We start from the raw sequence: 18,545 nt of genomic DNA, 5'->3' as shown, positions 1-18,545 counted from the left end.
GTTCGAGCTCGGGCAGGCCCCATCACACCGCTTCAATGCGCAGAGCAACCGGCTGGCCCTCAACAACCTGCGTCTTGGTGAAATCTTCTAAAATCTGATCAATCGCTGCGCGGGTTGTCTTATGGGTGACGATGAGCACAGGGGCTTGCTCGGCATCATGGCCATATTGGCGCATTCGATCGATGGAAACTCCCGCTTCGCCCATAACAGCGGCCACTTTGGCCAAGGCACCGGGCTTGTCGAGCAATTGCAGGCGCAAATAAAACGGCGCGGTTGTTGCCGTCATGGCCGGTTGAGATTTTACCAATCCTGTCGCCGCCTGCCCAAAGGTATTGAGCCTAAGACCTCGCGCGAGATCCACCACATCTGACATGACGGCAGAGGCCGTTGGCCCCTCGCCAGCGCCTGCCCCGCGCAGCACGATTTGCCCCACATCGCCGCCCTCTAGGATCACCATATTGGTGCCCCCTTGGAGTTGGCCTAAGGGCGAATTGGCCGGAACCAAACAGGGCGTCATGCGTTGCTCAAGCCCGCGGCCGGTCTGTTGTGCGACACCCAAAAGTTTGACGCGATACCCCATATCGGCAGCGGCATGAATGTCCTCAATGGTGATGGCTCCAATACCTTCGATCACAACAGATGCAAAATCTACCTCTGTGCCAAAGGCAATGGCGGCGAGAATTGCCAATTTATGCGCCGCATCAATGCCGCCCACATCAAGGTTTGGATCTGCTTCGAGATATCCTAGGCCATCGGCCTCGGCAAAGACCTCTTCATAGGTCATACCGGCATCTTCCATACGCGTGAGGATATAGTTGCAGCTGCCGTTCATGACCCCCAGAACGCGTTGAATCTCATTACCCGCCAGGCCCTCGGTCAGTGCTTTCACCACGGGAATGCCGCCAGCAACGGCGGCTTCATAGCGGATCACACGCCCGGCAGCTTCTGCACTGAGGGCCAGTGAATGCCCATGTTCTGCCAACATGGCTTTGTTGGCCGTGATCACATCTTTGCCAGCGGCAATGGCGGCCTGTGTGGCCTGTTTGGCGGGGCCTGTACTGCCGCCGATCAATTCGACAAAGACATCCACATCATCCCGTTTGGCCAAGACGACCGGATCATCTTCCCAAGCATAGCCTGACAGATCGACTCCGCGGTCTTTACCACGCGATTGGGCGCAGACGGCAGACACTGTGACGGCGCGGCCAGTGCGCTGCGTGATCAAGGCTGCATTTTTTTGGATCATTTTCAAAACGCCGACGCCAACAGTGCCGAGCCCTGCAATACCAAGTCTAAGAGGAGCCGCGGTCATGGTTACTTCCTTCCGGTCACGAAATTGTCGTCCGTGTCTAGTCGTAAAACCCCGAAACCGCAACGGGGGCGGGCGTGGAACTCAGTCAATTTAACAGATATTTTCGGGTCGGCTTGGGCTTACTCGCCCGTCAGATCCCGTCTGCGCAGCGCCTTTGCCCTTTGGTCCAATTGTGCCTGCCCGGAAAGCTCTTCGGCGGGCTGGGAGTTCATATCTGTGCCGACAGCGGCGCGTAAGTCGCTGGCTGAGAGAAACGTGGGGTAGGCACCGGCCTGTTGTGCGGTCGGTTGAGTCTCATTGAGCTGAGGAACAGAGGCGCAACCGGCCAGCACAGCTGCGAGGCAGAGATGAGATATGGAATCGCGTCCTGTCATGAGAGTGACGTAGCGCGCAAAGTGATCTGCAGCAAGCAATGATCATTGATCTGAACGCTGGTTCAGTTAATATCTCCACATGGCGCGCAAAACTGGTTCACATTCGGAAATTACTGGACCAAAAATCAAGCAATCCGCGCTTGAGCTTTTCGCGCGCTACGGCTTTGCAGCTGTGACCATGCGCCAAATTGCGGCGCGGGTGGGGGTGCAGGCGGGCGCTATTTATAATTACACCCCCGATAAACAAGCGCTTTTATTTGATCTTTTGCACGGTCATATGGCTGATCTTTTGGCCCGCTGGGCCGAAGAACAAGTGCCGAGCCATCCGGTTGCGGCTCTCGATCATTTTGTGGCTTTCCATCTGGATTTTCACATCCAGCGCCCGGAGTTGGTTTTCATCTCCTACATGGAGCTGCGCAATCTCACCGAGGAGAACTTCAAGGCGATTGAAGAAAAACGCAGCCGCTATGAAAAGATTGTTTATGACATGATTCTAAAGGGCGTGCTGTCGGGAGATTTTCAGGTCCCCGACGCCAAAATCACCAGTTTTGCTTTGATAGCCATGCTCACTGGGGTGGTGGATTGGTTCCGCGAGGATGGTCGATTGTCCAGCGAAGAGTTGACGCGCCAATATTGTGCTTTGGCGCGCCAAACTTTGGGGGTTAATGCGCTGGCTTGATAAAGGTGCCGTTGCGCAATTCACTGAAGGCTTGCATCAGCTCTTCGCGGGTGTTCATGACGATTGGACCGTGCCAGGCGACGGGCTCATCAATTGGAGCGCCCGAGATTAGCAAAAACCGCACGCCCTCTGCGCCGGCTTGTAGGCTGACCTCATCGCCATTGCCAAAGCGGATCAATGTGCGATTGCCCGAAAGATCACGGATATTCACCTCTTGGCCGGCCACTTCTTTTTCCAGCAGCACGCCTGTGGGTTTCGCCGCATCCACAAAGGCCGCGGCACCCTCGAAGACATAGGCAAAGGCCCGACGATACGTATCTATTTTAAAGGTCTTTTGAACCCCTGGTGGCACATATATGTCGAGATATTGCGGATCGGCGGCTATCCCGTCGACCGGACCTTTTTTACCCCAATATTCACCGACAATCACCTTCACGCGCGTGCCATCATCGTCAATGACCTCGGGAATTTCCTTGCCGGCCACATCTTGATATCTCGGGTCCGTCATCTTCAAACTGCCGGGTAAATTTCCCCAAAGTTGGAAGCCATGCATCTGTCCGTTGCGATTGCCCTGGGGCATTTCTTGATGCATGATCCCCCGGCCCGCGGTCATCCATTGCACATCGCCAGCGCCGAGCGTGCCTTTATTTCCAAGGCTATCGCCGTGTTCCACACTGCCCGAGAGCACATAGGTGATGGTTTCAATGCCGCGGTGCGGATGCCACGGAAAGCCCTTTTCAAAATCTTCCGTCAATTCATTGCGAAAATCGTCAAAGAGCAAAAACGGATCCATTTCCGAGGGATCTTGAAATCCAAAAGCGCGGTGCAGTTTGACGCCGGCCCCTTCCAAGGTGGGGGTGGCTTGCCGTGTTTCAAGTGTGGGGCGTAGTGACATGAGCTTATCCTTTTTGGCTTAGTTGAGAGATAAGCCACAGCGATGTGAAATCAATATCACGGTCGTGACCACCATTGCGCGGGTTTCAACCGTCCCTGGCGCCAGCGGTCCAGCCAGAGCGCTAGACCTCGCGCCGGTGAGAGTGCTAATTTGAGCCAAAGCCTTTGCGGCCAGCTCCTGAAGTCGCGGTTGAAGGGGCAAACGCGCATGCAAATCGCACAATCACTGCTGAGTTTGGTCCAAAACGAAAAGCATTTCTCCGCATCAGAGGTCCATTTTTTGACACCTTGAATGGCAGACGGGCCGCCACCAAATTTGGGTGGGTCCAGCGGGAGGGCTTTGACCGGGCAGGCGTCGGCACATTTGGTGCAGATATCGCAAAATTTCGCGACCCCCGGTCGTTTCGGCCGGTCCGTCGCCAGAGGCATATTGGTAAAAATTTTTGAAAACCGCAGCCTCGGCCCGAACTGCGGTGTGATAACCAATTGATTTCTGGCGTATTCGCCCAAGCCCGCTTGCACTGCCATGGGGATGACCAGGCCGGTGTCGTTCATGGAGGCCACGGCCTGATAGCCCAGATTGCGAATATAGGCCGCCAGCTGCATGACAATGGCCGCCTCATGGCTGTATTCGCGCCCCGTGGCGGCACCTCCAAGGGCGGAGGGGTAACTGCGGACCAATTCGAGATCCATCTCGTGGCCGAGCACCACCACATGCGTTAGCCCCTCTGGCAGGCCAAGGGGCGCTGTGGACATGTCACGCACATCGACCCGATCCTCATAAAGCCAGCGGGGATCCAGATCGGTCACGCCGCAGAGATCTGCACCAAAGAAAACTGCCGCTTTTTTGACATTGGCGCTGGCGGCGCTTGGGGTTTCAAAATGTACTTTTTCCCCAGCCACGGGCGTGTCATTGCTGATGGGGGCTTGGAAGCCTTCGCGCCTGCCGTCGGCGGCGAAACGATCTGTCATAATGTCCGAAATCAACCAACTGGCATTGCGCAGGGCAAAATCTTTTTGCGTGAATCCGTCGCCCCGGCGGGGGGTGGCTTCCATGCGATAGCTCGCAAAAAAGGCCTGTGACGCCGCACTGCGGACGGTATCGTCCCAAAATGCGCGGGAGAACACATCATTGCGTTGCGAAAATCTTTTGAATTGCGGTGTGGTTTCGATGCCAGCGGCAAGATCGTCTGGGTTTTCCATGAAAACACACTGCAAAATCACCAGCCGGATGACAAGCGTCGCAAATGAGGGCGACATGTCGCCAATGGTTGCTTTTCTACGGTCAAAGTTCATTTGGGAGAGAAGACATGAAAGTTGGATTTATTGGCTTGGGCAATGTTGGGGGCAAATTGGCGGGCAGTTTGCTGCGCAACGGCATGGATCTCAGCGTTCATGATCTTAACGATAGCTTTGTGGCAGATTTTGTGTCGCGTGGGGCCAAAGACGGGTCAAGCCCAGCGCAATTGATGCAGGACTGTGATGCCGTCATTACCTGCCTGCCCAGCCCTGCCGCCTGTGATGCGGTGGTCAGTGAGATGTTGCCGCATGTCGGGCCCGGCAAGATTTGGATGGAGATGTCAACGACAGATGCCAGTGAGGTGAAGCGGCTTGGGGCTTTGGTTTTGGCCGCGGGCGGTGAAGCGGTGGATTGCCCCGTGTCAGGCGGCTGCCATCGGGCCGACACGGGCAATATTTCTATCTATGCCGGCTGCACCCGTGCGACCTTTGACAAGGTTCTGCCAATCCTAACCCATATGGGGCGGCGCATTTTGCATGTGGGAGAGATTGGCAATTCCAGTACTTTGAAAGTGATGACTAATTACCTCGCCACAGCCAATTTGATCACGGTTTGCGAAGCACTGACCGTGATGAAAGCCGCTGGAATGGACCTTGGCATGACCTATGAGGCCATCGCGATGTCCTCTGGCACCTCCTTTGTGCATGAAACCGAAAGCCAGTTGATCCTTTCGGGATCGCGCGATGTGAATTTCACAATGGATTTGGTGCAAAAGGACATTGGCCTATTTCAAAAGATTGCCGATGATCACGGCGTGCCTTTGGAAATTTCTCCGATGATCATTGATATCATGAGCGATGGGCAAAAACGCTATGGCGTCCGTGCGCAATCGGATCGGATCATTGAGCGTCTGGAGGAGGCTACCGGATTGAGCATTCAAGCTCCTGGCTTTCCGCAAGAACTTATTGATGATGAACCCGAAGAGCGCGGCTATGAGGTGGTGGTGCGCCGCTAAGGCAAAGTTTAACCTTCCATCTTGGCGCGTTTCAAGGCAGGTAGACCGCGAGGCGCCCGCCTCAAAGGTGAAATTTGAGGAAGGCCGAAATGTCAGATTCTGTAATCGCGCGACTCAAAGCCTCGACGGTGCGTCGCGGCTTTGCCCTTTTTGTCATGATGCTGCTCGGATTTTTGCTTTTATACCTGACGGCCACCATTGATGCGGGATTTGTGCATAAGGCGTTCTTGGTTGGGATTGCTGCGGCAGTGCTGTGGATGGCGCGCGTTATGCAAAGGGGCACCAAGGGCCATATTGAGCTGCGCGCCTCGGGGCTCTATTTTGAAGACGGCCGCGTTTTGGCCGCGTTGGATGACATTTTGCGCGTCGAGCGCGGCGTGTTCGCATTCAAACCCTCCAATGGCTTCGTTGTGACCTTGCAAAACAAGACAGAGCGGGCCTGGATCCCAGGCCTCTATTGGAAATTCGGCACGCGGGTCGGTATCGGCGGGGTGACGGCGCCGTCTGAGGCGAAATTTATGTCGGACAGTTTAGCGGTTTTGCTCGAAGAGCGCGCAGATTCTCCCTTAATGAACATGAAATTATGAGAAAATAGGCGTTTTATTTCACATGAGCCGCCGTAAGCTGAGGGCAGTATATTTCAACTGCTATTCAGGATAGGTTTCATGAAGGACGCCAACGCATCTGAGCCAAGTTTTCGCGACAGTGTAGATATAATGTTCAATCGCGCCGTGGCGCTTTTGGATTTATCGCCGGGATTGGCGGAAAAGATTAGGGTCTGTAATGCCACCTATACGGTGCGCTTTGGGGTGCGCCTGCGCGGCCAGATGACCACATTCACAGGCTACCGCGCCGTGCATTCGGAACATATGGAGCCGGTTAAAGGTGGCATTCGGTATGCGTTGGGCGTTAACCAAGATGAGGTGGAGGCGCTTGCCGCTTTGATGACCTATAAATGTGCTTTGGTTGATGCACCTTATGGCGGCTCGAAGGGCGGCCTGCGGATTGATCCTTTGGCCTATGATGAGCATGAATTAGAGCAAATCACCCGACGCTTTGCCTATGAGCTGATCAAACGTGATTTGATCCACCCGTCGCAAAACGTGCCGGCTCCGGATATGGGCACGGGCGAGCGGGAAATGGCATGGATTGCTGATCAATATCAGCGGATGCATACAACGGACATTAATGCCCGGGCCTGCGTCACTGGCAAGCCGGTGAGCGGCGGCGGGATTGAAGGGCGCACGGAAGCGACTGGCCGCGGCGTGCAATATGCCTTGCAAGAGTTCTTCCGTCATCCTGAAGATCTCGCAGCGGCTGGGCTGTCAGGGGAGCTCGAGTCCAAGGCCATTATTGTGCAAGGGCTTGGCAACGTGGGGTATCACGCAGCGAAATTTTTAAGTGAAGAAGATGGTGCGCGGATCACCGGGGTGATTGAGCGGGACGGAGCGGTGCAAAACCCCGATGGCCTGGATATTGAGGCGCTCAAGACCTGGATCGCCGAACATGGCGGGGTGAAGGGGTTTGAAGGCGGCAGCTATACCGCCGACGGGGCCAGCGTTTTGGAGGCAGATTGTGATATCTTAATCCCCGCGGCCTTAGAGGGGGTTATCCACCGTGATAACGCCAATCGGGTGCAGGCGCGTTTGATCGTCGAGGCGGCGAATGGGCCAGTGACGGCCGGGGCGGATGCGATCCTGCGTGAGCGGGGCGTGGTGATTATCCCGGATATGTACGCCAACGCGGGCGGCGTGACGGTGTCTTATTTCGAATGGGTGAAAAACCTTAGCCATATTCGCTTTGGCCGCATGGAACGCCGCCGCGAGGAATCGCGCAACCAGCTTATCGTCAATGAGTTGGAGCGGTTGAGCAAATCCAGCAACGTCAATTGGCAGCTGACTCCGAATTTTAAGGAGAAATATCTGAAAGGCGCCAGTGAATTAGAACTGGTGCGCTCTGGCCTCGATGACACGATGCGCGGCGCATACAACGACATGGCAGAGGTGTGGCGGCGGCGTGCCGATGTGCCAGATCTGCGAACCGCTGCCTATCTGGTCAGCATCCAAAAGGTCGCCGCATCGTACAAAAACAAGGGATTGTAGCTCAATTGACAGTGCCGCGACCGAAAAGGTAGTTAGCAGTTGGGGTTGCGATCATGCGCAGCTGCCTTTCGGAGATGTATAGTTGTGCGCGATTGGTTTAAAAACATACTAACCAGACATGTTGGGTTGGTGAGTTTTACGGCTGCTGTTTGTGTGTTCACTTTGGCAGCATTTCAAGCGCCTTTGCTCTCCTATGCGTTGCGGTTCAGTGATCTGCATACGGTTGAGGGCTGGGTGCAAATCTTATCGTTGCAAGTGCTGCAATTTTGCCTTTTCGCCGCCCTTGCCTGCATTCTGGCTACCATTGCGCTTTGGCTGATGAAGACGGTGGTCGCAGTGTTGTTCATCGTTAATGCGGTTGCGCTCTATTTTATGCTGACCTACGGAATTGAAATTGATCGTACCATGGTCGGGAATATCTTAAACACTGACCAACGCGAAACCGCTGAGCTCTTGCATCTGTCGCTTTTGCCTTATGTGCTGTTTCTGGGAATAATTCCGGCTGTTGTGGTCTTAGCAATCAAAGTGCAGGCTCCCAAGCGCATTTGGCGCCTAGCCTTGGCGCTTGGGGCGATTGGCGTGTTGGCCGCATGGAGCATCGTAACCTCTTTCACAATGCTTTGGTATGACCGACATGCATCGCGCATGGGCAGTAAAATTCTGCCTTGGTCCTATGTTGTAAACGTCGCGCGGCACTTCAATCGCGTCGCTATGGACAACCGCGAACAAGTTCTATTGCCCGATGCATATTTTGTGACTGCGCCCTCAGCGCCTAAAGATGTTGTGGTCTTGGTCATTGGAGAAGCCGCCCGCGCAGACCGTTTTCCGCTCTTGGATATGCGCGGCAGACAAACCCGTTTACTGCCCGCTATGATCTCGCGGTTTTTCCTGCTGGTCTGGCGTGTTCGACGAATACTATTTCGTCTACAGCCTGTATCTTAACCCACGAAGGGCGCCACGCATCAGCGCGTACGGTCTTTGAGCCGCTCCCAAACTACCTCAAGCGCCAGGGCATTGCGACAATTTTTCGGTCCAACAACTCTGGTCCGCCGCCGATTGATGTGGACCTGTACCAAAATCGGGCTGACATTCTGGAGGCTTGTGCGGCTGCGCCTTGTCCCGAAGGCGGATCTGATGCGCTCTTGAATTGGCAATTGGGAGATTTGATTGAACAGGCACAGAGCGCGCGTGTTTTTGTGACCCTGCACCAAACTGGCAGTCATGGCCCGGCATATTATAGCAAATATCCGAAGGAGTTTGAGTATTTTACCCCGGTCTGTGATACAGTTCAGGTGTCGCGCTGTTCGCAAGAGGCCTTGGACAACGCCTATGACAACACGATCCGCTATACGGACAGTCTGATTGCTGATTTGATCGCGCAGCTTGATGCCCTAGGCGATGTAAATGCGGCATTGATCTACGTGTCCGATCACGGTCAATCTCTGGGTGAAAACGGTTTTTATTTGCATGGTGCACCCAACGCAATTGCGCCTAAAGCGCAACGCGAAGTGCCGTTTTTTGTGTGGATGTCCGAGGGTTTTGCCCAAGCGCGCAACCTGACGCCTCAATCGATCCTTCGTCAGTAGACCCACCCCCATGACTTTCCATTTCACAGTGTCATGGGCGCCTTCGGTTTGCGCAGTGAGATATACAAACCCGAGTTTGACATATTCAACAATTATGAGCAGTAGGCAGCCTATGACATTCAAAGAACTTTTGTCCCAACCGCTAAAGGTTATCTACCGCCATACTGTGGTGATATGCATGGTGGTGTTGATCATTCTTGCGGCGACCTTCTATCCCAGCGATATGAAAAACGATTATGCAGTCTCAAAAGGTGGGCATGAGCGACCCGCGATTGTGGCGTTTGAAGATTATGGGCGTCACATTAACACGCTTCTACCCTTTGTGCTCGCCCTGGTCTTGAAAGACAAAGAGGGCTGGAAGCAATTGGGCATGATAACGGTTGCCGGGATTTTGGCGTCACATGGTCCGAAGCGGCTACTCAATGATGTTGAAATCATGGGCACGCGGTTGGGTCAAAGGCCCAATTCGACAACCAGCAAACATAATATGCCATCGGGGCATTCAACGCTTGCGGGGGCTTGCGCTTATTTTGTAATGCGCCGGTACAGTATTTGGTTTGGTGTCATTGTGATCCCGGTTTTGCTACTAACAATGTACGCGCGGGTTATGTTGGACAAGCATACGATTTCTGCTACAATATAGGGTGCTGGAACTGGACTTTTGGTGGCGGCATTGTTTTCGACAAAACTGTCTGGTTTTCGCCGTCAAATAGCGCGATTCTTTGGGGTCACATGAAATCTTCGTCTTCCGCTCCAAGAGAGCCACTTTCTAAGATGTTACCGAATATCGTAACGATTTTCGGCATTTGCGTTGGGTTGACGGCGGTGCGTTCTGCGCTGCAGGGCAACGTCAGCGTGGCATTGTATTTGTTGGTTCTGGCAATGATTTTGGATGCCGCCGATGGCCGGCTGGCGCGGGCTTTGAAAAGTGAGAGTAAAATTGGAGCCGAATTGGACACATTGGCCGATTTTTTCAATTTCGGGATCGCGACGCCTCTGGTAATCTATTTTACCATCTTTGTGGACTCGGATGCTGCGAGATTTGGGTGGATCGCAGTCATGATCTTTTCGATCTGCTGCGCCCTGCGCTTGGCGCGCTTTAATGTCAGCCAATCGGATGGGGCTAAATCGGTTGATTTTGTAGGAGTGCCTGCGCCCGCATTGGCCTGCTTGGGATTGTCGCCGCTGTTTTTGGTCATGGCCGGGGTGGATGTCGCTGGCCGTTATGTCGAGGTGGCCATCATATTTGTCGTGATCTGTGCGGGTCTTGCGGTGGGCACATTTCCAACCATGTCATTGAAGGGCACAACCTTCCCCGCCTCCATGCGGTTGCCGGTGATTTTGCTGGCGGTTGCCTTTGTGATTAGCCTGTTTGTTTTCCCTTGGTATACGCTTCTGTTTTCTAATGCTATTTACTTGGTGATGATCCCCGTTTATTGGTTCTCAAAACGCGCAAAAACGGCCAAAAGGACTTGAGCAATGATACCGATCAGGGCGATGCATCCTTTGATGCTGGTGGTCGTTGCTGTTGCAACGCTCTTTGCTATTTATAACCAGAGGTTTTGGGGCCTATGGGCTGAAGTTTTCGAAGGCAATTATCCCAGTGGGTTGATGTTTGCGGCGGCATTCTTTTCTTTGTGTTGCGCTTTGCTCGGTGGACTGGCTTTTCGGTCGGTCCTGCGTCCGCTGATCGCGGGGCTTTTTGTGGTCTCTGCTGTGACGTCTTATTACATGGATGAGCTCGGGGTCGTGATTGACCGGGAAATGATCCAAAACGTCGTCAGCACAACCTGGACAGAAGGCAAACATCTCGTCACACCCCCCTTTGTTTTCTGGATTGTCATAGCGGGAATTGTGCCGGCACTCGTTGTGCTAGCGGTGCCGCTGTCACGGCGCAGGCTCTGGCGGACCCTATGGCAAAATGCTTTGTTTTCGACGCTCTGCGTGATCGGATTTGTTGGGCTTTTGTTGAGTGATATGAAAGACTATGCGTCGATTTTGCGGAACCGCGGAGATCTAAAGGCAAGCTTTCAGCCCTTGGCCCCCGTGGTCGAATCCGTGCGCTTCGTGGCGATGCTCAGTCGATCTAGGACATTGCCCTTTGTCGCCATCGGCTTGGATGCGGTGCGGAAAAAGGCTGGCAATGTCTATGATCTTCCGACGGTGACCGTTGTGGTGGTGGGCGAGACCGCAAGGGCACAGAACTTTAGCCTTGGGGGATACGGACGCGACACCAATCCCCGTTTGGCCGCAGAAGATATTTTGTATTTTGAGAACGTCTCCAGTTGTGGCACCTCAACGGCCGTCTCCCTTCCCTGCATGTTTTCGCGATACGGTCGAAGGGACTATTCGCATGAGCTAGGTGTTTCGCATGAGAATGTTTTGGACGTGATCCAACGCTCAGGGATGCGGGTGGAATGGATTGAAAACAACACGGGTGACAAGGGGGTGGCGGCGCGCATTGGCTATAGGCAAGTCACCTATGCCGAAGATCCCGAGTTTTGCGGCGAAGGGGAATGTATCGATGGCATTTTGGTCAAGGAAGTGGCGAAGCTTTTGCCAAAGATTGACCAAGACACCGTCCTTGTTTTGCATCAAATCGGCAGCCATGGGCCGTCTTACTATCTGCGCTACCCGGAGGCTTTTGAGCGGTTCAAACCGGCCTGTCGCACTGCAAATTTCAGCGCCTGTACTCAGGAAGAGGTGGTCAACGCCTATGATAATACCATTCTTTATACGGACAAAGTCTTGCAGGACTTGATCGCGCTGCTCTCGGCGCAAGACGATTTGGCCACCGCGATGCTTTATGTATCCGACCATGGAGAATCTTTGGGAGAAAATGGCCTCTATCTACATGGCACGCCCTATTTTATGGCCCCCGATGAACAAACCAAGGTCCCGATGCTGTTTTGGCAGTCACAGGCCTTTGCTGACAGCGTGGGGATTGATGATGGGTGTTTGAAATCGAAGGCCTCCGCTGCCTATTTCCACGATCATCTGTTTCATTCATTGTTGGGGCTGACAGCGGTCGAGACCGCCGAGCGCAACCCTGAACTTGATATTTTTGCCGACTGTGGGAGAAACGGATGAGCGATAAGCCACAAAAACCAGACAAAATTCATGGCATTGCCCATTTGTTCGCTGCCGCGCGCTATTCTATGGCAGGGGGGCAGCGTCTTTGGGGGGAAACTGCGTTTCGCCATCAGCTTTTGGCAGGCCTATGTATTGTTGCGATTTTGATTTGGATTGGGGCAGAAATGTCGCATATTGTCATGTCCATCATATTGGTCGGGCTCACGATTGCGGCCGAAGCGCTCAACACGGCGATTGAAGAAATTGTCGATCTGGTGTCACCGGAGTGGTCACTTGCCGCAAAACATGCCAAAGACCTCGGGTCATTCGCGGTTTTCTCTATGCTTTGTCTGAATGGGATTTTTGCGCTTTTCGTGATCTTAACAACTTTGAATTGGATTTAATCTGATGAATATGATGAAAGTCGTCTCTGTCCCGATGCACCCTGAAGGACGCAAATTTGTTGCGGTATTTGCCGCCGTGACGGCTGCGCTTTGGCTGGTCTGGGAGCCGCTATTTTGGCTTGGCTTAGGGTTGACCACTTGGTGCTACTACTTTTTCCGCGATCCGGTGCGCTCTGTAGCTCAAAGACCGGGGCTTATCCTGTCCCCGGCTGATGGGGTGGTGTCTTTGATCACCAAGACCGTCCCGCCCGCGGATATGCAACTGGGCGATAAGCCTTTGACTCGCGTGTCTGTGTTCATGAATGTCTTCAACTGTCATGTGAACCGCGCACCCATGGCCGGCTCTGTGGTGGCGATTTGCTATCACCATGGCAAGTTTCTCAACGCATCTTTGGACAAGGCGAGCGAGCACAATGAGCGTAACTCCATCACCATTGAATCTGCTGATAAAACTCGAATTGGGGTGACACAGATCGCCGGACTCGTGGCGCGCCGTATTGTCTGTTTTACAAAGGTGGGCGAGAGCTTGGGCGTGGGCGAGCGGTTTGGCTTGATCCGTTTTGGCAGCCGTTTGGACATCTTCCTGCCCGAGGGCGTGGAGCCTGCTGTTGGTCTGGGACAGACAGCGGTGGCCGGTGAAACTATTTTGGCACGCTTGAACGTGCCCGCAGAAGACTGGCCCATTAAACCGATTTAAGCGGCCGGTACCTAGCGTGCCGGGATCAGAGCCGTGAACCTTTGCATTCCCCCTTGCCAAAGCCCAGATATTTTTATTCACTGACGTGTGTTTCAATTAGCAGGTTTAAGCCATGCGCTTTTCAGCTCTGAAAGTTCTCACCCAAGGGTTGACCGGTAACCGTGGTTGGCGGGCGCATTGGCGCGATCCTGAGCCGGCGGAGGCCTATGACATTGTGATCATTGGCGGCGGTGGGCATGGCCTATCAACAGCATACTACCTGGCAAAAGAACATGGGCTGAGGCGCATTGCCGTGCTGGAGAAAGGCTATATTGGTGGCGGCAATATTGGACGGAATACAACCATCGTTCGGGCCAATTACTTCTTGCCTGGGAACTCGGAATTTTATTCGCATTCCCTGAAGCTTTGGGAAGGGCTGGAGGCGGATCTCAATTACAATGTTATGCATTCCCAGCGTGGGCAAATTGGCCTGTTTCACAGCGATGGGCAAAGGGACGCGGCCATTCGCCGGGCCAATTCCATCCGAAACCAAGGCGATGATGCGGAGTTGTTGTCCGTGGCGCAACTGCGCAAGATGGTGCCTTACTTGGACTATGATCAGGGGCGCTTCCCTATTTATGGCGGCCTGTTGCAGCGGCGCGCGGGCACGGCGCGGCATGATGCGGTGGCCTGGGGCTATGCGCGCGGGGCCGATCAGCTTGGTGTGGATTTGATCCAAAATTGCGAGGTGACGGGCATCGACATCGTGCAGGGGGTGGTGCAAGGCGTACAAACCAGCCGCGGTGCCATACGCGCAAAGAAAGTGGCGATGGTGGTCGCGGGGCGCTCTAGCCAGGTGGCGGCCATGGCGGGCATGCGCCTTCCCATCGAAAGCCACGTGCTGCAGGCTTTTGTGACCGAGGGGCTGAAACCCTGTATTGATCATGTGATCAGCTTCGGCATGGGGCATTTTTATATCAGCCAATCGGACAAAGGCGGTTTGGTCTTTGGCGGGGATCTGGATATGTATGCCAGCTATGCTGCCCGCGGTAATCTGCCAATGGTGGAGCATGTGGCGGAAGCTGGGATGACGCTTATGCCGATGATCGGCAAGGCGCGGATGCTGCGCAGCTGGGGCGGCATCATGGATATGACCCCCGATGGCTCACCCATTATCGATAAAACCCATATTGAGGGTTTATATTTGAATGCGGGCTGGTGCTATGGTGGGTTTAAGGCTGTGCCGGCTTCGGGCCATTGTTTTGCGCATCTTTTGGCCACAGATCGCCCGCATAGCGCCGCTGCGCGCTTCCGCCTGGATAGATTCCGCAGTGGGCGCGGCTTGATGGATGAAGAGGGCACCGGTGCCCAGCATAATTTGCATTAGGATCGCACAGATGTTTTTTGATGATGATGTGTCTGTCAACAGCGCCAAAGGAGGCCGCTTATGCGCATAGACTGTCCTCTTTGCGGCATGCGAGATCGGCGTGAGTTTTATTATTCCGGCCATGCCACCGCACTTGCGCGGCCCGCGCCCGATGCGGGGTCGGAGGTCTGGGATGACTATCTGCACAATCGCGAAAATCCCGCGGGGGCAACCGAGGACCTTTGGCATCATGAATTTGGCTGCGGTGCTTGGCTTGCGGTGCGCCGAGATACGGTGTCACATGCGGTTTTGTCGGCGCGTTTGGTCAAAGGAGATCAGCTGTGAGAGTGGCCGGTAAAGGATTGATTGACCGAAATCGCGTGCTGAGGTTTACTTTTGGCGGTCAGAGCTTTGAGGGCTTTGCGGGCGACAGTTTGGCCAGCGCCCTTTTGGCCAATGACCAAAGGCTTATTGGCCGATCTTTCAAGTATCACCGCCCAAGAGGGATTGTGACGGCCGGGTCGGAGGAGCCGAATGCTCTGGTGACATTGGAGCGCGGTTTCGCCCGCGAGCCGAACAGCCGCGCCACAATGCAGCCGCTCTATGACGGGCTTGTGGCCAAGCCGCAAAATGCTTGGCCGTCCTTGAAATTTGATGCTTTAGCGGTGAATGACATTTTGGCACCCTTTTTGTCGGCGGGATTTTATTACAAAACCTTCATGTGGCCGCGTAAATTTTGGGAATGGGTCTATGAGCCCGCCATCCGGCAGGCCGCGGGGCTCGGGGCTTTGTCGAAGCGTTACGATCATGAGCTTTATGAAAAAGCCTATGCGCATTGCGATGTTTTGATCATCGGCGCCGGACCCGCTGGGCTTATGGCGGCTTTGACGGCCGGACGGGCGGGTTTGGATGTCATTCTGGCCGATGAACATGACCAGTTGGGCGGCCGGCTCTTGTCGGAAATGGAGCATATTGACGGGATGCCGGCTGCGGCTTGGGTGCAGGCGGCAGTGGCGGAATTGGCTGGTTTTGCGAATGTGCGGATCATGGCGAATACCACAGTGACCGGCGCCTATGACCAAGGGGTCTTTGGTGCTTTGGAGCGTGTTGGGCTGGGGGTGGAGGCGCTGCCGGAGGGATTGCCGCGCGAAACCTTTTGGCGCATTTACACAAAGGGAGCGATCCTATGCGCGGGCGCTTTGGAGCGGCAAATCGCCTTTGCAAATAATGATCGCCCCGGCATCATGGCAGCAGGCGCCATGCGCAGCTACCTCAACCGCTTTGGGGTAAGCCCCGGCCAAAGGGTGGCGATCTTTGGCAATAACGCCGATGCGCATCGCACGGCGCGAGATTTTGCTCAGGCGGGTGTTGAGGTTGTGGCCATGATTGACAGCCGCGCCGAGGCGCAATCCTTGGGCGATTACCCTCTTTATACTGGCGCAGTGGTGACCGGCAGCCGGGGGCGGTTGGGTTTGAAAAGCATTGATATTCGGCAAAGCGATGGATCTGTCAAAAGGATTGACTGCGATGCGCTGGGCGTTTCGGGCGGCTGGAATCCGTCGGTCCATTTAACGTGTCACATGAACGGTCGGCCGGTTTGGGATCGGGCTTTGGCAAGTTTTACACCGCAGCCGGGCGCTGTTCCCGGGCTGGTGGCGGCGGGCGCTGCTGCCGGTGAGATGAGCACGCAAGGCGCATTGGCGCAGGGGCAGGCGGAGGCGCTCACTTTGGCCAAGGCGCTGGGCAAAAGGGTCAAGCCGAGCACCTTGCCTGTTGCCGATGCCACCCCCTATGAGATCACGCCGTTTTGGGATGTGGGCGGAACCGGGCGCGCGTGGCTTGATTTTCAAAATGATGTGACGGTGAAAGATATCAAACAGGCTGTGCAGGAGAACTTCCGCTCGGTCGAACATATGAAACGCTATACCACGCAAGGCATGGCCACAGATCAGGGCAAAAATTCCAATGTCGCGGCGCTGGCGGTTTTGGCTGATGCCACCGGCCGAGGTATTCCTGAAACCGGCACAACCACCTTCCGCCCGCCCTATGTCCCTGTCGCCCTGGCAGCGCTCGGGGCGGGTGGCCATGGAAAAGGCTTTGCGCCAGAACGGCTGTTGACCTCTGACCGGATCAGCCGAGAACGTGGCGCGCCGATGGTGGAGGCGGGCCTGTGGGATCGGCCCAGCTATTTCCCGCTCGAAGGTGAGACTCATTGGCGGCAAGCCTGTGACCGCGAGGTGCAGATGGTTCGCAATACAGTGGGAATTTGCGATGTCTCAACGCTGGGCAAAATCGATATCCAAGGCCCGGATGCCGCGGCTTTCTTGGATATTCTGTACACCAACTCTTTTGCCAGCCTCAAACAGGGCCGGGTACGCTATGGGGTGATGTTGCGCGAAGATGGTCACGTGATGGATGATGGCACTTGCGCCAGACTTGGCGCAGATCACTACCTCATGACCACGACCACCGCCGCGGCTGGACAGGTGATGCGGCATATGGATTTCGTCCATCAAGGGCTGCGGCCGGATTTGGACGTGAGTTTCACATCTGTCACAGAGCATTGGGCGCAATTTGCTGTGGCAGGTCCAGAGGCGCGCGCCTTGCTCAACGGCATATTGGATCGCAAGATCAGCAATAAAACCCTGCCGTATATGGGGTATAAAGCTGTGCAATTGGGCGGGATTGCCGCGCGGTTGTTTCGGATCTCTTTTTCTGGCGAACATGCCTATGAATTGGCGGTGCCTGCGCGCTATGGTGAAAGCCTCTTTCAGCTTTTGCTTGCGCGGGCTGAGGCGCTGGGCGGCGGGGCCTATGGTCTCGAAGCGCTCAATGTCTTGCGGATTGAAAAGGGCTTTATCACCCATGCGGAAATTCATGGGCGCACCACTGCGTTTGACATTGGCCTCGCGCGGATGGTGTCGGAGGCAAAGGATTGTATCGGCAAAACTATGGCGGCCCGGCCCGGGCTTGTGGGACCCGAGCGCGATCAGCTCGTGGGCTTACGGCCCATAGGTGAGGTGAAGCAGATTATCCCTGGCGCGCATCTTTTTGCGCCTGAGGCGGAGGCCGTTTCCGAGAATGACGAGGGCTATGTGACCTCCATGTGCTATTCTCCGACGTTAGGGTCGGTCATTGCACAGGCGTTTCTGCGCGATGGGCGCAATCGCCATGGCCAGCAGATCAAGATGGTGGAGCATTTGAGTGGTGTTACAACGCTCTGTGAGGTCTGCGCGCCCGTATTTTTTGATCCTGAGGGGGGGCGGCTTCGTGGTTGAGCTTTATGAAACATCGCCCGCGGGCGCGGGGCTGCCTTTAGAGATCGGCACGGTTTCGGTCCGGGAAGTGCAAACACCGCTGCATCTGCTGGCGCCCTACAGGGGGCAGGCTGTTCAGGCGGCCGCGGCTTTCAACACGCAAATGGGATTGGAATGGCCCGGTCCCAATGAGCTGAAGCGCAAAGGCGGGGTCTATGCGCTTTGGTTTGATCACGCGCATATTGCAGTGATGGGAACCACGCCCTCAACCCGCTTGGCCCGTCATGCGGCGGTGACCGATGTTGGGGATGGTTGGACGGTTTTGGAGCTAAATGGTGCGGAAGTGCGCGATGTTTTGGCCCGCCTCACACCTTTGGATCTGCGGGTGAAACAGTTTAAAACCGGCATGAGCCAGCGCAGCTCGCTGATGCATATGCAGGCGGTGATCTCTTGCCATGGCAAGTCGCGGTTTCGGGTGATGGTGTTTCGCTCCATGACACAAACCCTGCTGCATGATTTGACCACCGCAATGGAATCAGTGGCCGCGCGCGCGCATTTGGTTTAGAAC

At 55.0% G+C, this 18,545-nt stretch carries 18 protein-coding genes and 1 pseudogene; 15 read left to right on the top strand and 4 right to left on the bottom strand.

Features of this window, described 5'->3' with window-relative positions:
- Nucleotides 1-22 precede the first annotated feature (22 nt).
- Nucleotides 23-1,312: a homoserine dehydrogenase gene (locus RCA23_RS11135; protein WP_044050381.1), complete on the bottom strand. Its 1,290-nt coding sequence runs from the start codon at nt 1,310-1,312 to the stop codon at nt 23-25.
- 119 nt (nt 1,313-1,431) lie between these two features.
- Nucleotides 1,432-1,686 carry a hypothetical protein gene (locus RCA23_RS11130; RefSeq protein ID WP_044050380.1) on the bottom strand — a complete coding sequence of 85 codons (255 nt, stop codon included), beginning with the start codon at nt 1,684-1,686 and terminating at the stop codon, nt 1,432-1,434.
- 79 nt (nt 1,687-1,765) lie between these two features.
- Between RCA23_RS11130 and RCA23_RS11125 the strand changes: the two genes are divergently transcribed.
- Nucleotides 1,766-2,365: a TetR/AcrR family transcriptional regulator gene (locus RCA23_RS11125; protein WP_044050379.1), complete on the top strand. Its 600-nt coding sequence runs from the start codon at nt 1,766-1,768 to the stop codon at nt 2,363-2,365.
- On the opposite strand, the gene RCA23_RS11120 is transcribed toward RCA23_RS11125, so the two are convergent.
- Entirely contained in the window at nt 2,349-3,260 is a 912-nt protein-coding gene (locus RCA23_RS11120) for a pirin family protein (RefSeq protein ID WP_044050378.1), read from the bottom strand. The genes RCA23_RS11125 and RCA23_RS11120 overlap by 17 nt on opposite strands.
- A 56-nt stretch (nt 3,261-3,316) precedes the next feature.
- The gene (locus tag RCA23_RS11115) at nt 3,317-4,462 is read right to left on the bottom strand and encodes a reductive dehalogenase (protein WP_044051509.1); all 1,146 of its coding nucleotides are present in this window, start codon (nt 4,460-4,462) and stop codon (nt 3,317-3,319) included.
- A 107-nt stretch (nt 4,463-4,569) separates the two neighbouring features.
- On the opposite strand from RCA23_RS11115, the gene RCA23_RS11110 reads away from it, so the two are divergent.
- The 14 genes and pseudogenes from RCA23_RS11110 (at nt 4,570) to RCA23_RS11050 (ending at nt 18,542) form a co-directional block, all read left to right on the top strand.
- Complete coding sequence (locus tag RCA23_RS11110) at nt 4,570-5,514, top strand: NAD(P)-dependent oxidoreductase (protein WP_044050377.1); 945 nt, start codon at nt 4,570-4,572, stop codon at nt 5,512-5,514.
- An 89-nt stretch (nt 5,515-5,603) separates the two neighbouring features.
- Complete coding sequence (locus RCA23_RS11105) at nt 5,604-6,101, top strand: hypothetical protein (RefSeq protein ID WP_044050376.1); 498 nt, start codon at nt 5,604-5,606, stop codon at nt 6,099-6,101.
- 78 nt (nt 6,102-6,179) lie between these two features.
- Complete coding sequence (locus RCA23_RS11100) at nt 6,180-7,616, top strand: Glu/Leu/Phe/Val family dehydrogenase (RefSeq protein ID WP_044050375.1); 1,437 nt, start codon at nt 6,180-6,182, stop codon at nt 7,614-7,616.
- 84 nt (nt 7,617-7,700) lie between these two features.
- Complete coding sequence (locus RCA23_RS16045) at nt 7,701-8,558, top strand: phosphoethanolamine transferase domain-containing protein (RefSeq protein ID WP_052377146.1); 858 nt, start codon at nt 7,701-7,703, stop codon at nt 8,556-8,558.
- A pseudogene (locus RCA23_RS16040) lies at nt 8,498-9,202 on the top strand (sulfatase-like hydrolase/transferase); the annotation flags it as partial. The gene RCA23_RS16045 and the pseudogene RCA23_RS16040, both read left to right, overlap by 61 nt.
- Nucleotides 9,203-9,314: 112 nt before the next feature.
- Nucleotides 9,315-9,845: a phosphatase PAP2 family protein gene (locus tag RCA23_RS11090; protein WP_052377144.1), complete on the top strand. Its 531-nt coding sequence runs from the start codon at nt 9,315-9,317 to the stop codon at nt 9,843-9,845.
- Nucleotides 9,846-9,934: 89 nt separating this feature from the next.
- Nucleotides 9,935-10,678: a CDP-alcohol phosphatidyltransferase family protein gene (locus RCA23_RS11085; RefSeq protein ID WP_044050374.1), complete on the top strand. Its 744-nt coding sequence runs from the start codon at nt 9,935-9,937 to the stop codon at nt 10,676-10,678.
- A 3-nt stretch (nt 10,679-10,681) separates the two neighbouring features.
- Nucleotides 10,682-12,292 (top strand): phosphoethanolamine transferase, encoded by a 1,611-nt coding sequence (locus tag RCA23_RS11080; RefSeq protein WP_236631352.1) that lies wholly within the window; start codon nt 10,682-10,684, stop codon nt 12,290-12,292.
- Nucleotides 12,289-12,678, top strand: coding sequence for a diacylglycerol kinase (locus RCA23_RS11075; protein WP_044050373.1), 390 nt, complete (start codon nt 12,289-12,291; stop codon nt 12,676-12,678). The genes RCA23_RS11080 and RCA23_RS11075 overlap by 4 nt, the downstream gene beginning before the upstream one ends.
- A gap of 4 nt (nt 12,679-12,682) precedes the next feature.
- Nucleotides 12,683-13,375 (top strand): phosphatidylserine decarboxylase, encoded by a 693-nt coding sequence (locus RCA23_RS11070; protein ID WP_044050372.1) that lies wholly within the window; start codon nt 12,683-12,685, stop codon nt 13,373-13,375.
- A gap of 112 nt (nt 13,376-13,487) precedes the next feature.
- Complete coding sequence (locus RCA23_RS11065; RefSeq protein WP_044050371.1) at nt 13,488-14,741, top strand: sarcosine oxidase subunit beta family protein; 1,254 nt, start codon at nt 13,488-13,490, stop codon at nt 14,739-14,741.
- A 60-nt stretch (nt 14,742-14,801) separates the two neighbouring features.
- Complete coding sequence (locus RCA23_RS11060) at nt 14,802-15,065, top strand: sarcosine oxidase subunit delta (protein ID WP_044050370.1); 264 nt, start codon at nt 14,802-14,804, stop codon at nt 15,063-15,065.
- A complete protein-coding gene (locus RCA23_RS11055) occupies nt 15,062-17,998 on the top strand; it encodes a sarcosine oxidase subunit alpha family protein (protein ID WP_044050369.1) in 2,937 nt (978 codons plus the stop codon). Before RCA23_RS11060 ends, RCA23_RS11055 begins: the two co-directional genes overlap by 4 nt.
- Nucleotides 17,991-18,542 (top strand): sarcosine oxidase subunit gamma, encoded by a 552-nt coding sequence (locus RCA23_RS11050; RefSeq protein WP_044050368.1) that lies wholly within the window; start codon nt 17,991-17,993, stop codon nt 18,540-18,542. The genes RCA23_RS11055 and RCA23_RS11050 overlap by 8 nt, the downstream gene beginning before the upstream one ends.
- The last annotated feature ends 3 nt before the right edge of the window (nt 18,543-18,545 follow it).

It is taken from the genome of Planktomarina temperata RCA23, assembly GCF_000738435.1.
Taxonomy (GTDB): domain Bacteria; phylum Pseudomonadota; class Alphaproteobacteria; order Rhodobacterales; family Rhodobacteraceae; genus Planktomarina; species Planktomarina temperata.
The sequence above is the reverse complement of the archived record's forward strand: the minus strand, read 5'-3'. Positions and strand labels throughout refer to the sequence as shown.

What these genes read in the sequence shown, in the direction of transcription:
- RCA23_RS11135 (WP_044050381.1), bottom strand. Translation starts at nt 1,312, where the DNA reads ATGACCGCGGCTCCTCTTAGACTTGGTATTGCAGGGCTCGGCACTGTT.
- RCA23_RS11080 (WP_236631352.1), top strand. Translation starts at nt 10,682, where the DNA reads ATGATACCGATCAGGGCGATGCATCCTTTGATGCTGGTGGTCGTTGCT.
- RCA23_RS11130 (WP_044050380.1), bottom strand. Translation starts at nt 1,686, where the DNA reads ATGACAGGACGCGATTCCATATCTCATCTCTGCCTCGCAGCTGTGCTG.
- RCA23_RS11085 (WP_044050374.1), top strand. Translation starts at nt 9,935, where the DNA reads ATGAAATCTTCGTCTTCCGCTCCAAGAGAGCCACTTTCTAAGATGTTA.
- RCA23_RS11110 (WP_044050377.1), top strand. Translation starts at nt 4,570, where the DNA reads ATGAAAGTTGGATTTATTGGCTTGGGCAATGTTGGGGGCAAATTGGCG.
- RCA23_RS11065 (WP_044050371.1), top strand. Translation starts at nt 13,488, where the DNA reads ATGCGCTTTTCAGCTCTGAAAGTTCTCACCCAAGGGTTGACCGGTAAC.
- RCA23_RS11115 (WP_044051509.1), bottom strand. Translation starts at nt 4,462, where the DNA reads ATGGAAAACCCAGACGATCTTGCCGCTGGCATCGAAACCACACCGCAA.
- RCA23_RS11070 (WP_044050372.1), top strand. Translation starts at nt 12,683, where the DNA reads ATGAATATGATGAAAGTCGTCTCTGTCCCGATGCACCCTGAAGGACGC.
- RCA23_RS11125 (WP_044050379.1), top strand. Translation starts at nt 1,766, where the DNA reads ATGGCGCGCAAAACTGGTTCACATTCGGAAATTACTGGACCAAAAATC.
- RCA23_RS11120 (WP_044050378.1), bottom strand. Translation starts at nt 3,260, where the DNA reads ATGTCACTACGCCCCACACTTGAAACACGGCAAGCCACCCCCACCTTG.
- RCA23_RS11090 (WP_052377144.1), top strand. Translation starts at nt 9,315, where the DNA reads ATGACATTCAAAGAACTTTTGTCCCAACCGCTAAAGGTTATCTACCGC.
- RCA23_RS11105 (WP_044050376.1), top strand. Translation starts at nt 5,604, where the DNA reads ATGTCAGATTCTGTAATCGCGCGACTCAAAGCCTCGACGGTGCGTCGC.
- RCA23_RS11100 (WP_044050375.1), top strand. Translation starts at nt 6,180, where the DNA reads ATGAAGGACGCCAACGCATCTGAGCCAAGTTTTCGCGACAGTGTAGAT.
- RCA23_RS11075 (WP_044050373.1), top strand. Translation starts at nt 12,289, where the DNA reads ATGAGCGATAAGCCACAAAAACCAGACAAAATTCATGGCATTGCCCAT.
- RCA23_RS11060 (WP_044050370.1), top strand. Translation starts at nt 14,802, where the DNA reads ATGCGCATAGACTGTCCTCTTTGCGGCATGCGAGATCGGCGTGAGTTT.